Source organism: Bacillus cereus group sp. BfR-BA-01383, assembly GCF_022663495.1.
GTDB classification, from domain to species: Bacteria; Bacillota; Bacilli; order Bacillales; family Bacillaceae_G; genus Bacillus_A; species Bacillus_A cereus_AU.
Genome location: NZ_JAKUFP010000023.1, coordinates 1 through 13,576 on the forward strand (window position 1 = coordinate 1; position 13,576 = coordinate 13,576).

Consider the following 13,576-nt stretch of genomic DNA (forward strand, 5'->3'; position numbering starts at 1 on the left):
AAGAAAAATTAAACCACCTATCCCCTAAAGAATTTAGGGAACAGATGGTTTAGGTGTTTTAATAGGTGTCCCGTTTTCAGGGTTCACTTCAAGTCATTAATGAAAGGTGTTTTTTATATACATTATCTTTATTGATGTAGCGATTAGTCTTATTGCATTATTTCTTCAATAATCGGTACCTGCTATATAAAGGTTAAATTTTTATAATACTTTCAGAATGAAAACGTGATGTCTTTTATGGCAACCAAGTTTATTTTTATCGTTGTGGGGGGCATTAAAACCTTAAGTTGATGGGCATGTGGGCAGGAGACCCCATTAGGCTCCCTTTATCATAGTTCTATGTTTTTAGAAGCATTTTCTCTTTGCTTCTCTTCTTCTTTCACTAACTGTATATTTGCATAAGCTAAATTTGCAATCATTAAAAAGTGACCACCTAAAATCCCTGTACCAAATGCCCACATTTCCATTTCATGCTCAATTTCATACATAATGATAGCTCCTAATATGGCAGCTGCAAATCGGTTTAAAACTCCTAATCCAGGAGCCTTTTCTTTCAGTACAATACTTCTTCCTATTTTCTCCACTCTGCGAGCTAATAACCAAAGGCAGTATGCACTTACCGCTAATCCAATACCAAACCCTGTCACTTGTTTTCCAAACGGAGTAATCGTCCACATAAGTAGTAAACCACTAAAGATCACATACAATTGTAATCGATATACACGTAAGGCTACTTGAATCAAAATATCCGCTCCTAATTTCGCATTTTTTATACTTTAGAAGAAAAGCAGCAACTTAAACAGTTGCTGCTTTCTCTTGTTCTTGTTCATGATCCATTTTACGAATTTCAACACGTTTAATTTGATAAGCGTCTTTTTCTAACACTTTAAATTCATAACCTTCTGCTTCAACGTGTTGTCCTTCTTCAATTTCATGGTTTTGCATCATAATCCATCCACCGATTGTATCTACATCATCTTCTTCAATGTGTAATCCAAACAAATCTTTCACTTCTGTGATGAGCACTTTTCCATCAACAATTTTATGGTGCTCGTTCACATGCTGAATTGGTGGTGCTTCATCTTCATCATATTCATCACGAATTTCGCCGACGATTTCCTCCAATATGTCTTCAAGCGTTACAATTCCAGCTGTTCCTCCGTACTCATCATATAAAACAGCCATCGGAATTCGCTTCTTCTGCATTTGCAGTAATAAATCATGAATCGGAGTCGTTTCCATCACTTCAATAATCGGACGCATATACGTGCGAATCGATGATAAATCTTCTTTATCGTTGTTCATATATCGAATAAAGAAATCTTTTACATTGACCATACCGATAATATCATCTTTATCTTCTCCAAAAATCGGATAACGTGTGTATCGTTCATTTTGGATTACTTTCATGTGCTCTTCTACTGAATCTTCAAGATAGAAACCAACGATTTCCGTACGCGGTACCATGATTTCTTTCGCAATACGATTATCAAATTCAAAGATGTTATTTACATACTTGTATTCAGCTTGATTAATTTCTCCACTTTCGTAGCTCTCTGAAAGAATAAGACGTAACTCTTCTTCTGAATGAGCTACTTCATGTTCAGAAGCTGGCTTCAAACCGAATAAACCAGTTACTACACGAGCAGAACTATTCAACACCCAAATAAACGGATACATAACTTTATAGAACATCATTAACGGACCCGCAAATAACAATGTCACTTTTTCAGCTTTTTGAATTGCCATCGTTTTCGGAGCTAATTCCCCGACTACAACGTGCAAGTACGTCATCGTCATAAATGCAAGGCCAAACGTTAATACTGATGAAATAGAAGGATTTAAATTCAATTTCTCAAATAACGGATGTAATAATTTTTCTATCGTCGGTTCACCTAACCAACCTAGTCCCATCGCTGTAACCGTAATACCTAATTGACAAGCTGATAAATATTCATCTAAATTTGTTGTTACTTTTTTCGCTGCTAAAGCACCGCGTTTCCCTTCCGCAACAAGCTGATCAATGCGACTTGAACGCACCTTTACAATCGCAAACTCTGCTGCTACGAAAAATCCAGTAAATGCGATTAAAATCGCAACCATGACTAAATTAAATATTCCCAATGAATCCCCTTAGTTAAAAAACTAAGGTGTCCACCTCCTGTATACTATAATGTTTTCTTATGTGCTCATGAGAAAACATAGCCCGATACAAAAATTAAAGAGGTCGGATTTCACTTTTTCTATAATAATAGAGCAAGTGTCTGTATTAAAGCTGTCGTTTGACCAGATAAAGATTTCGATATTTTTTCACGTTGTGAATCAGTCAACTCATCTAAAAGCGGCTTTAACTCCGTTAACTCTGCTTCTAATCGATGAATATGGTCTGTCACTTCATTCACTTGTTTCGAAACGTGTTCATTGATACCGAGCAGCTTCTTCTTCTCCTCGATTTTCTCTTTAATCTCACAAAGCGGCATATGCATTTCTTTGCACTTCTCAATAAATTGTAATGTCTCAAATGCTGTTTCGTCGTAATAGCGATAATTAGATTGAGATCGCTCCGCTTTTAAGATACCTAGATTCGTATAATAATCAATCGTTCGTTTCGACACGTGAGCCATGAGAGCCAACTGTCCGATTCGATACACCTTCCCAACGATCTTCCCCCCTTGTTTATATTACTATCATCATACAACACACAAACTGTACAGTCAAACGTGACGGTTTATTATTCATATTTTATACAAATTTCCACATCTTTTCTTAAACTTACAAACTATGACTTTAACTAAATAATCAGATTATAAAATTTATAAAATGCCAAATTAACGAAATATATTCATGAAATCATCTGTTCTTCTCAGCCCTTCTTACTTTTAGAACATACTACTCCATTTTCAAAAATCAGATCCATACAATAAACATTCAAATAAACTGAAAATTAAGTTATAATATCCTTATAAAAGATGAAAGGAGACTACACTCATGTACTACAACACTTCATTCGAAAACGATCAACCTGTAGGCCGTCTATAAACTAAGACGGGCATTCATATAACAAATGCACTATGCCTCGTCTTAGGGAACTGATAATATCCTAAAAATAGACGGAGGTAATTCAAATGAAACAAACAATTTTAGGAGCTATCTGTTTATCATTAGCAGCAAGTATATGGGGCGGTATGTATGTCGTTAGCAAATATGTACTCGACTTTATCCCACCGCTTACACTCGTTTGGCTACGCTTTATTATCGCTTTTATTGTTTTATATGCAATTTTGAAAATAGCTGAGAAAAAACAAAAGAAAAAAGCAACCATCCGTAAAAAAGATTGGCTCCTATTCACTTGGATGGGATTTATCGGATATTTCATTTCGATCACATGTCAATTCATCGGTACTAAATTATCCGACGCTCATACAGGCTCTTTAGTAACATCAGCTACACCTGCATTTATGGTTATATTTGCAGCGCTCATTTTAAAAGAAAAACTAACTGCTCGTAGACTGTTATCTACTATAATAGCAACTATTGGTGTCATTATCGTAATTGGATGGGATATTGAAATTGGCTCTTACTTTATCGGTACAATCATATTAGTTGGGGCTGCTATTACGTGGGCTTTACTTTCCATTTATGTAAAAATCGCTTCAGCTCAATTTTCATCTTTAGTTATTACAACGTACGCGATATTCTTTTCACTCTTTTTCATTACACCTTTTATGATATGGGAAATACAATCAATCTCTATCGAAGCAGTAAATACGTACGTAATACTAGGCGTATTATACTTAGGAATCGTCTCAACGGCAGGTGCATTTTTCCTTTGGAATAAAGGATTAGAATTAATGGATGCAAGCATCGGTTCATTATTTTTCTTTTTCCAACCTATCGTTGGATCATTACTTGGTTGGTTTCTATTAAATGAAACATTAAGTAGCAATTTTTTCATTGGTGGTATTCTTATTATATGTAGCGTTTTAATCACTACTCTTGAAAAAAAATAAAAAAACAGGCAGAGATTCTTAGTCTCTGCCTGTTCGCATAATTGGGTCTTGAGCGTGAAAACCAATACAAATTTGTATATTACTTTGCACTCCAATGCGCGGGACGGGACAACAATTCCGGCAATTTCGTATGTTTGTCCCCTCTCGCCGCATTAATTTGAACTTGCGTAAGAAAAATACTATTTGTAAAATCCGCCCCGCGAATATCTGCATCTCGCAAATCTGCTCCGATGAGATCTGCCCCTCGTAAGTCTGCACCATTTAAGTTAGCCGCAATTAAATAAGCTCCTCTTAAATTCGCTCCCTGTAAACTTTTCTTTTTCAGATTCGCTCCCATAAGGTCTGCTCCACGGTGAATGATCCGTTTCTTACGCGCAGCATTCATTTCCTTCCACACTAATTCGCTCGTTTCTAAAAGAAGAATGTTCACTTCCGCTCTGTGCAATGGAACATTTATTTTCATTAACTCATCGGGACTTAAATTCGAAAGACGCTCTGTCTCTTCAATTGCTTTCTTCAGCTCTTTATGAATTGGCTGCGTCGATTTTAATAGAATAGCCTCATTCAAATACCACAGCATTTCATGAAGCTGATGCATAACCGGAAAAGCATCATACATTTTTCTCGCATGCTCAGCATCTTTTCGCCAATCAATCCCTTTAAACGTAACTTGAGAAATCTTTTGTCCAGCACCGAAACACTCAAATACTGTACAACCTTTATACCCATTTCCTCTAAGATTTTTATGTATACTACATTTAAAATCTGATTGTAAGTTGGAACATGGTTTACCACCATCTTTATTCACCGCAAAATCTACCGATGCTGCGAACGGTAACGCCACACAACATAGACCGAAGCATTTTTCACAGTTTGCTTTTAAATGATCGTTATGATTAGTCAAAATCTATACCCCCTGTTGTCCTTTGACTATTTCATAATATTCTAACTGTAATAAATAATCAATTTTAATATAAACAGGCATTTTTCATCTCAATTCATAACTTTATCATTCAATTTCCTTTCAATTGAAAAAGACAGCTTCTATTTGATGAATTATAATTAAATTGTAAATATTCGAACTAAAAGGAGAATTATAATGGCACTAGAAATGAAAACAAACTGTCAAATTTGTGATCAATCCCTAAAGCAAGATTCCGAAGCTTACATTTGTGTGTATGAATGTACATTTTGTGCACCATGCACAGAAGAAAGACAAAACGTTTGTCCAAACTGCGGCGGCGAGTTAGTGCGTAGGCCGAAAAAGAAACAGTAAAAAGCAAAGCGATATCGCTTTGCTTTTACTATACTCTATTTTTTTGGGTAGATGAAATTATGTCGGACATAAGCTACACATTTAAAAATTTAACACAAACAGGCTCTGGCACAACAATATCAGATTGTAACAGCGTTAGCTTCCCTGTAGATTCATTTCTTGAAAATAGTACAAGATTATGCGACTTTTCATTTGTAGCAACAAGAAACTTTTCAGCAGGATCTAATACAAAGTCCCTCGGCCAATTTCCTTCTGTATATGTATGTTCAACAAATGTAAGCTGACCTGAGTTTTGATCCACACTGAAAACAGCAATACTATTATGACCGCGATTCGCTGCATACACAAAGTGGCCGTCAGAAGAGATGTGAATAGCGCTCCCTTGACTATTTTCATCAAATGCTTCTGGAATGGTAGAAATATACTGTAATTCTGTAAAGGACCCTTCTTCCGAATTATATGTTAACACAATGACTTCTGAACTAAGTTCCGTCATCACATAGGCGTACTTTCCATTCGGGTGAAAAGTAATATGTCTTGGACCACTTCCTGGATTCACAGACAAGCTATTCACTTCTATTAATGTACTATCTTTCATTTCATATGTAATTAATTTATCAATTCCTAAATCAACACCCACCACATATTTTTCGTCAGGAGTATATCCCGCGTAATGTGCATGTGGTTTTTCTTGTCTTTCTTTATTCGGACCCGAACCTTCATGTGTAATAATAGAGGAAGCTGAATTTACCGTTCCATTTTCTTCATTTACTTCAAAAGACTCAATCGTTCCTTTATGATAATTTGCTGTAACTACTATGCGATTTTTACTATCAACACTAATATGACAAGGAGACGCACCTTCTACTACTTGTCTGTTTTCCTCCTTAAGCTCTCCAGTATGACTATCAATCGAATAAGCAGCTACACCACCAGCTTCTCCTTCCTTTACAACAGAATAGAGATACTGATTATTTCGGTTAATAGTTACATATGTAGGGTTATCCAGTTTGGCCGCAAGTGCTACATTACTAATTTTTTTTGCTTCCGTGTCTAAAGTAAAAGTATATATTCCTTCACTCTTTTCTTTCGTGTACGTTCCAACATATCCAATAATTTTTTTGTTATCAGTCATTTTCATAACCCTCTCTCCCTATAGTATTTGTTCATCATACTTTTTACGAAACAGCTTTAAATTATTTTATATTGAAAGAATACCCTAAAAAATCGGAGTACCCCTTTATAAGTTACCATATTTTCCTGCCAAATAGCTTCTAAACCCACTTTTTCTGAAAAGCTGTTATTTCCAGTAAGCACTTCCTATGGGTCTTTTCCTAAACGCTTCGCATGTTCAACCTCTAACGTACATAATTGGTCACGAGCCCATCTAAAAATCATACTACCGTTATGAACTGGTTCACCAACTCCCCAAAGTCCTATCCTTTGGAGCCGTTACAAGATGATTTGTTACAGCTCGTATTGCACCCCTTGTACCAAGCGTAACGGTCACACCACCAGGTTCTATTGCATTTATCCCTAAATTATCTCCATAATGTAAGAGGTTAAAGATCTATCTGCCCATATTCAATTTCAACATCCCTGACTCTATAACCCAACTCTTAATATCCTTATAAATAAATATTAATATTATAAAAGAGAAACCAGATTTATACGAAAAAAGACTCTCCCTATCAGAGTTACGTTTTAACAAACTTTACTGATAAGGGAGTCCTTTTCCTAAAGTAAAACTTATATTTTTTGAAAGTTAATAGCTGCTTTTTATCTTACTGTTTTCATGTAGTAAGATTCCCAACTCGAAAACAACGAAGTTACATAAGGAGCGGTACCCTCATTAAAAAGCAATTAGTGAAAGCTTCACTTCATTATAATTTAGGCGCTTTTGCCCAATCCGCAGCAAACTTTTCCATACCTTGGTCTGTTAATGGATGCATAGCAAGTTGTTCAATTACTTTATAAGGAATTGTTGCAATATGAGCACCTGCCATCGCTACACGAGTTACATGATCTGGGTGTCTAACAGAAGCAGCAATAATTTGTGCATCTAATTGATGAATATCGAATAATTCAGCAATTTTAGCAACTAATAGTACGCCATCTTCAGAAATATCATCTAAGCGACCTAAAAATGGAGAAACATACGTTGCACCTGCTCGAGCAGCTAAAAGTGCTTGGTTCACAGTGAAAATAAGTGTAACGTTCGTTTTAACACCTTTTTCAGTAAGGTAGCGGCAAGCTTCTAGCCCTGCTAGTGTCATCGGAAGTTTTATCGTGACGTTTTTATCGCCACCGTTAATTTTAATAAGCTCTTCTGCTTGAGCAATCATTTCTTCAGCTGTAACAGCATCTGGAGTTACTTCTGCCGAAACAGATTCAACTTTAGGTACTGCCTGACAAATTTCTGCAATACGGTCTTCAAACTTAATACCCTCTTTTGCTACTAAAGAAGGATTCGTTGTAACACCAGCTAAAACTCCTAGTTTATATGCTTTTTTTATGTCCTCAAGATTTGCAGTATCAATAAAAAATTTCATGATCAATTCCCTCCAGTTTTTAAACGTTAACGAGTTATAATTTTAGGGTTTTTATTTCTTCTCGACTGCATGTCCGCCGAATTCATTGCGCAGAGCTGCTACTTCATGTTTATGATCAATTAAATTTCCCCCTAAGTTCAATCCCATTTTATCTAAGCCAATTAATCCTACTTTCATAATAGAATTCCCCCTTAAATTACCCTTTATCATAAATACATATCACTAAAATCATGAATACCTTTTTCTCATATAACTTTTACGTATTAGACAACATTTTCTGTCGTAAATGCATGACCTTAGCTTCAGCTCCTGAAGCTGCACATGTTTCAATAGTAAACTTCACTCTAAATACCTTCATTTAAGAACGTACTTATTTTTTAAATTCCTCATCTAACCACCACTTAAATTCACTTTCTTGTAATAGAGCATTCGCCGCATCTGGACCAAAAGATCCCGATTCGTATTCATGAAGAGGCAATAGGTTTTCCTCGAACGCTTCAAGTATTGGCTGCACCCATTCCCATGACAACTCGACTTCTTTCCAGTGTGCAAAGAATGTAGAATCTCCACATACAGCATCATAGATGAGTCTTTCATATGCTTCTGGTATTCCCACTCCTGTTTGCTCACAAGTAAAATGAATACGCATCGGTTCAAGTTCTCCATTTTTCAATGGATTTTTACTATTTAATTGTAGTGAAACATTTTCACTTGGACTGATTTCAATTATTAACAAATTAGGCTCTACATTTGGATTATTATCTTGATATTGCTGTTTTAACGTATTTTTAAATTCAATTACAATACGAGTAGACTTTTCTTTCATTCTTTTGCCTGTTCGTATATAAAAAGGAACATCTGTCCAAAATGGGTTATCAATCCATAAGCGAGCAGCAACAAATGTGTCTGTATTAGAAGAAGGATTTACTCCTGGTTCCTCTTTGTATGCTACAACTTGTTGACCTTTTATCTCTCCAGAAACGTATTGTCCGCGTACGATATGGTTCTGGGCGTCTTCTTTTTTCACTTTACGAAGAGTCTCCATTACCTTTCGTTTTTCCTCTCGAATTTCAGATGCATTGACCTTTTCCGGAAGGTTCATGGCAGTCATCATTAATATTTGTAACATATGATTTTGAACCATATCTCGAATGGCTCCTGCCTGATCATAATATCCGGCTCTTTCTTCAACCCCAACCGTTTCACTAGCTGTTATTTGTACATTCGCTATATGTTCTTTGTTCCAAATCGACTGGAGAACAGGATTTGCAAATTCAAGTGCTTCAATGTTTTGAACCATCGGTTTCCCTAAATAATGATCAATACGGTATATCTCGTCTTCTTCAAACGTTCGACTAAGCTTATCATTAAGCTCACGAGCAGATTTAAGGTCGTGCCCAAACGGTTTCTCAATCATCAGGCGTTTCCATCCATCCGTTCTATCAAGTCCGCTTTCCTTAATATTTATAGCAATTGTCTCAAAAAAGTCAGGTGCAACTGAAAGATAGAACATTCTATTACCTTTTATATTTAGTTCTTCTTCCCTTTCACGAACTACTTGTAATAACCTCTCATAGTCTTCTGGCTTACTCACATCTAATGGGCAATAACGAAAATTATCTAAAAAACCTTCCATTTCCGGAGTACCTTCTTCCCTAGGACGAGAAAAAGTTTCTATTGATTCTTTTATTTTTCTCTGTAAATCTAAATGAGATAGTTGACGTCTTCCAAGTCCAATAACGGATATTTGTTTTGGAAGCTTTTTATCTATATATAAGTTATATAGTGCGGGATAAATTTTTCTTTTAGCTAAGTCCCCTGTTGCTCCAAATAAAACAAAGGTCATTGATTCCAATTTCAGTCCCCCTTGTGATGTAAAATCATTGTCAACATAGTAAAAATGAATTATATAGAAGCTAATACTTTTGTTAATTCAGTCTTGTTTCTTACCTTCTAAATTCATGGTTTTATAAAAAAAGCAAAGAGTTATTTGATTCCATTTTTATATTTGCCGCTCTCTAATTGTCCCCAATATTAATAGTGGCAATGCAAAGCATTTCTACCACCCCTATCTACTTATCTTACTTTAAAATATATATAATTACTTTTAGTAATCAAATAACCTTACGCCTAGTATATTAACCACATACATTATTATCGCCAAGAAAAATATCTCGAATTAAAGATTCTTCAGAATAATACGGTGTAATCCAATAAAGAGCGTACCACCGAAAATAGAATGTTCTTTAACTGATTGCGGTTGACCTTTCGGGTTCATACTAGATTCTCTTCGTACTTTTTTGGGGAACGTCATCTCGAAAAGAATGGAAATGCGTCCATGCTCATTACCGTAGACGAATAATAAAAAGGCAAAAACGAACAAGAATATGTTCATTTTTGCCTTTTTATTATTGCTTTAAATGATTTTTAACTGCTCTTATAACCAATTCATGATCTACTTCTGGTGGTAATCCTGAGACTGTTATCATTCCAATAACCCCTACGTTTTTTATTTGGATGGGAAAGGATCCACCAAACGCAGCATATCTCGAGCCATCTAAACGGTATTTTTCATGATATGGGATTCCATTTATTTCACTTTCTATCTGCATATAATACGAGCTATGATTATGCAGAGAAACGACCCGTTTTTTACGCTCAATCCATTTCGTATTTTCCTCAGTTGTCCCTGTCATCTTGAAGTGAAATAGTTGCACACCATTTTTTGTTATATCAACAGCAATCAATTTCCCCTCGCGCTTTGCTGTTTCAATGATATATAAACCTAATTGCAATGCATCTTCATTTGTAAAAGAGGAAAATTGAAGTGTTTCCTCCTCTATTAAAATTTGTTTACTTATTTCACTCAGATTTGAAGTACTCATACCTTTAACCTCCCTAATCGCTTACGCCACCTCGGCATTTTTTGAAATTTTTAAGTCCTCGTACTACCTTTCAATAATTCTGAATCTACATAAGCTGCTGTAACATCGTTAATAACTAATACCGTAAAACTTGTTTTTTTCTTATGGGTGCTATTATGAATTATATTTAACGCACTAAAAATGTATGTACTTTAAAATGCTATAGATAGTAAACATTTGGCATAAGAGTTGTCTACTTCCGTGAGCCAGATGCTACTACTTTAGAGCTTATTGCTCTAAATGGTCATTTAGAAAAGATATTAAGGTATTTGCATTTTTGCATGGTTACAATGACATTGCGAAAAAACCACCTTATGTGAAAGGTGGCTTTTTGTGACTACTTTTAAAAAAGGGACAAACTCTCCAAAGTGAGAAGTCTGTCCCAAAATCGTTATATCTTATCTATAATCTTTTTCTTTTTTCAAATCCACTATTTTCACATCTGAATTAACAATAGTGAATTAGAATAATGACTTAATACTTGCTAAGACAGTAAGTATACCTATAATAATGACAAATACATTGCTCATTTTCCCTCTGTATTTAGCCAGTACTGGTACTTTACGAATCGCATACATTGGTAATAGACATAAGATGGCAGCAACTAACGGACCGCTAAGGGCATCAATAATTCCAAGAATACTTGGATTTGCATAAGCAACATACCAGCATGTTAATACAACAAAAGTAAGAACCATTGTCTTAACTGTTTTTTCTTCGATATCTTTTCCGCGTGTTTTACCGAACTTCATAATCACATCACGCATTACCTCATATGCTCCTATATAATGGCCAAGGAACGACTTTGTTATAGCCACAAAAGCAATGATAGGAGCTGCAATTGTGATTACAGGCGAATTAAGCTCATTAGCAAGATATGAAAGGATTGATAAGTTCTGTTCTTTCGCCATTTTTAGATCCTCTGGAGTCAAACTTAGTGTGCTACTCCAAACAAAGAACATAACAACAACGAATGTCATGATATAACAAACTTTTTGTATTTGAGCACATTTAGCATCAGTAGCTTCTATTCCATACGTAGCCCTCTGTTTCACAACAAATGATGAAATCATAGGTGAATGATTAAATGAGAATACGATGATCGGTAGTATCATCAATATCGTCCCAAAATATCCTGTTCCTGTTGAAGCAGTTGAAACACCTGAAAAGCTAAGCATTGACGTATTCCACTGTGGAATTAAAGATATTGCGATAAATAGTAGAGAAGCTATGAAAGGATACACTAGCATACTCATGACCTTTACAGTAATATCTTGACCAAAATTTAGTATAGCGATAAGGCCGAGCACTAATACAAGAGATAAAATGGCCCTTGGAGGCTCCGGCATGTGCAATTGATGCACGATAAAACTACTTGCAGTATTTGTAAGCGCAACCGAATACATCAGTACGATTGTGTAAATTGAGCTGAAATATACGATGTTAAAAATGATACTTGCCTTATTTCCGAAATACTCTCTTATTGTACCTGTAATCCCTTCCTCAGCAGAATTAGAAGCGTATATCATTTTAGCAAGCGCCCTATGTGAGTAATACATAACTGGATATGCAAGTAATGTAATTAGTAATAATGATAATAAACCACCTGAACCTGCATTAATCGGTAAAAAGAGTACTCCTGCCCCAATTGCTGTTCCAAAAAGGCTTAATGCCCATGTAGTATCCTGCTTATGCCACTTTTTAGGATCTGGATATTGCTCATTTTTGACTGCGTTATTTTCAGCTTGAAATTCTAGTTTCTTTGCAGTATTACTATTCATATAATAACTCCCCCTCGTATCCTATTCTTGCGTCTCTCTTTATGGCTAACGAATATTTACCTTTTTGAAAAATGAATTACTCACAAGGTGCCCCACATTGTATGTAATTCATCAAAGTTCATCCAAATTGAAACATTCGCTAGTCATTAACTCGATGGATTTATTAGCGCTCACAAAATACTTTAATTATATAGAAGTATATTTTAGTTCTTAGGATTCCCCATATACAAACATCCTTAAGAAAACAATAACAATAGAATTGTTAACTACTTCGTAATATTTCTAAATAAACGCCAATTGATTTGATTATTTTTTCTGAAAATTTAGTTTTCAATCGTGATTCATGTCGGTTTGGCTACAATTACGCCTAAACCTGTCTCTTTTCATTCGAGAGGCATCTTTCTTACAACTTTATACATCGCTTCAATACCTTCCTCAACATTTATGGTATTGTTTCCACCAACGAACGCGATGTCCCTTGCTCCAAAAATATTTTATATAAATTCTCCTTTCTGATCACACACCTTTCTCAGATTAATTTTGTCAGTTTTTCCGATTTTAAACTTTTGATGCTTTCTTCAGAAATAATGAATTATCTCTCGACGTCCTCATTATAACTTGTATATTTACAAACTTAATATTTTTATATTTTTAGAAAGATTGAATAAACAGATTTTTAATGAATAATAAATTGCATTTTGAATATAGTAATTTTTCCCAGCGTTTAAACCAACATTTGATTGAAATTACTTTTTATCGCTTACTACTCCCCTACGTTATCAAGTGACGCCATGTAACTCCCTTCTAAAAATTATATTAGAAAAATAATAAATATAATTTTTATGAACGTTAATTCATTATAAGATACAAAAAAAGCAAAGCGTGGGCGCTTTGCTTCTTCCAAAATCCCTTTTAACTTTTCACCAATTATTTTCGCTAAATGCTCATAACCTTGTGGTCCAAAGTGTAAACCGTCTTTTTCATCAGCTGTAATACTATCACCAAAGCATACTAACGTTTTCATTCATCTAAC

The 13,576-nt window shown here is 35.1% G+C and carries 13 protein-coding genes and 2 pseudogenes; 2 read left to right on the top strand and 13 right to left on the bottom strand.

The annotated features are described in order from the left end of the window. Positions 1-329: 329 nt before the first annotated feature. The 3 genes from MR065_RS18845 to MR065_RS18855 all read right to left on the bottom strand — a co-directional run bounded on the left by MR065_RS18845 (position 330) and on the right by MR065_RS18855 (position 2,651). Entirely contained in the window at positions 330-743 is a 414-nt protein-coding gene (locus MR065_RS18845) for an ATP synthase subunit I (RefSeq protein ID WP_242214710.1), read from the bottom strand. A gap of 52 nt (positions 744-795) precedes the next feature. Further along, positions 796-2,124, bottom strand: a complete 1,329-nt coding sequence (locus tag MR065_RS18850) for a hemolysin family protein (RefSeq protein ID WP_242214711.1) — start codon at positions 2,122-2,124, stop codon at positions 796-798. Between the two features lie 119 nt (positions 2,125-2,243). Continuing rightward, positions 2,244-2,651 carry a MerR family transcriptional regulator gene (locus tag MR065_RS18855; RefSeq protein ID WP_025149265.1) on the bottom strand — a complete coding sequence of 136 codons (408 nt, stop codon included), beginning with the start codon at positions 2,649-2,651 and terminating at the stop codon, positions 2,244-2,246. Positions 2,652-3,125: 474 nt separating this feature from the next. Between MR065_RS18855 and MR065_RS18860 the strand changes: the two genes are divergently transcribed. Continuing rightward, positions 3,126-4,010, top strand: a complete 885-nt coding sequence (locus tag MR065_RS18860; RefSeq protein WP_242214712.1) for a DMT family transporter — start codon at positions 3,126-3,128, stop codon at positions 4,008-4,010. Between the two features lie 79 nt (positions 4,011-4,089). On the opposite strand, the gene MR065_RS18865 is transcribed toward MR065_RS18860, so the two are convergent. Continuing rightward, positions 4,090-4,914, bottom strand: a complete 825-nt coding sequence (locus MR065_RS18865; RefSeq protein WP_242214713.1) for a pentapeptide repeat-containing protein — start codon at positions 4,912-4,914, stop codon at positions 4,090-4,092. Between the two features lie 195 nt (positions 4,915-5,109). Here MR065_RS18865 and MR065_RS18870 point away from each other — a divergent pair, with 195 nt between their 5' ends. Continuing rightward, complete coding sequence (locus tag MR065_RS18870; RefSeq protein ID WP_001162797.1) at positions 5,110-5,286, top strand: DUF1272 domain-containing protein; 177 nt, start codon at positions 5,110-5,112, stop codon at positions 5,284-5,286. A 73-nt stretch (positions 5,287-5,359) separates the two neighbouring features. Here MR065_RS18870 and MR065_RS18875 read toward each other — a convergent pair whose 3' ends face one another. From MR065_RS18875 to MR065_RS18915, 9 genes and pseudogenes are all read right to left on the bottom strand, one after another. Then, positions 5,360-6,421 carry a lactonase family protein gene (locus tag MR065_RS18875; RefSeq protein ID WP_242214756.1) on the bottom strand — a complete coding sequence of 354 codons (1,062 nt, stop codon included), beginning with the start codon at positions 6,419-6,421 and terminating at the stop codon, positions 5,360-5,362. 188 nt (positions 6,422-6,609) lie between these two features. Beyond that, positions 6,610-6,829 (bottom strand): annotated as a pseudogene (locus tag MR065_RS18880) (gluconate kinase); the annotation flags it as partial. Positions 6,830-7,169: 340 nt separating this feature from the next. Further along, positions 7,170-7,838 carry a fructose-6-phosphate aldolase gene (gene fsa, locus MR065_RS18885; RefSeq protein WP_242214714.1) on the bottom strand — a complete coding sequence of 223 codons (669 nt, stop codon included), beginning with the start codon at positions 7,836-7,838 and terminating at the stop codon, positions 7,170-7,172. Between the two features lie 51 nt (positions 7,839-7,889). Beyond that, on the bottom strand, positions 7,890-8,015 hold the full coding sequence (locus MR065_RS18890; protein ID WP_472927170.1) for a hypothetical protein: 126 nt from the start codon (positions 8,013-8,015) through the stop codon (positions 7,890-7,892). A 193-nt stretch (positions 8,016-8,208) separates the two neighbouring features. Then, positions 8,209-9,693 (bottom strand): glucose-6-phosphate dehydrogenase, encoded by a 1,485-nt coding sequence (gene zwf / locus MR065_RS18895; RefSeq protein ID WP_242214715.1) that lies wholly within the window; start codon positions 9,691-9,693, stop codon positions 8,209-8,211. Positions 9,694-10,017: 324 nt separating this feature from the next. Then, on the bottom strand, positions 10,018-10,233 hold the full coding sequence (locus MR065_RS18900) for a hypothetical protein (RefSeq protein ID WP_242214716.1): 216 nt from the start codon (positions 10,231-10,233) through the stop codon (positions 10,018-10,020). Positions 10,234-10,246: 13 nt separating this feature from the next. Then, a complete protein-coding gene (locus MR065_RS18905; protein ID WP_098267495.1) occupies positions 10,247-10,723 on the bottom strand; it encodes a heme-degrading domain-containing protein in 477 nt (158 codons plus the stop codon). A gap of 500 nt (positions 10,724-11,223) precedes the next feature. Beyond that, positions 11,224-12,543, bottom strand: a complete 1,320-nt coding sequence (locus tag MR065_RS18910) for an aromatic amino acid transport family protein (protein ID WP_242214717.1) — start codon at positions 12,541-12,543, stop codon at positions 11,224-11,226. A 901-nt stretch (positions 12,544-13,444) separates the two neighbouring features. Further along, positions 13,445-13,528: pseudogene (locus MR065_RS18915) on the bottom strand (esterase); the annotation flags it as partial. Between the last annotated feature and the right edge of the window lie 48 nt (positions 13,529-13,576).

Bases quoted from the DNA above. Each gene is read 5' to 3' on its own strand.
- MR065_RS18890 (WP_472927170.1), bottom strand. From the start codon at position 8,015: ATGAAAGTAGGATTAATTGGCTTAGATAAAATGGGATTGAACTTAGGG.
- MR065_RS18900 (WP_242214716.1), bottom strand. From the start codon at position 10,233: ATGAACATATTCTTGTTCGTTTTTGCCTTTTTATTATTCGTCTACGGT.
- MR065_RS18875 (WP_242214756.1), bottom strand. From the start codon at position 6,421: ATGACTGATAACAAAAAAATTATTGGATATGTTGGAACGTACACGAAA.
- MR065_RS18905 (WP_098267495.1), bottom strand. From the start codon at position 10,723: ATGAGTACTTCAAATCTGAGTGAAATAAGTAAACAAATTTTAATAGAG.
- MR065_RS18860 (WP_242214712.1), top strand. From the start codon at position 3,126: ATGAAACAAACAATTTTAGGAGCTATCTGTTTATCATTAGCAGCAAGT.
- fsa (WP_242214714.1), bottom strand. From the start codon at position 7,838: ATGAAATTTTTTATTGATACTGCAAATCTTGAGGACATAAAAAAAGCA.
- MR065_RS18870 (WP_001162797.1), top strand. From the start codon at position 5,110: ATGGCACTAGAAATGAAAACAAACTGTCAAATTTGTGATCAATCCCTA.
- MR065_RS18910 (WP_242214717.1), bottom strand. From the start codon at position 12,543: ATGAATAGTAATACTGCAAAGAAACTAGAATTTCAAGCTGAAAATAAC.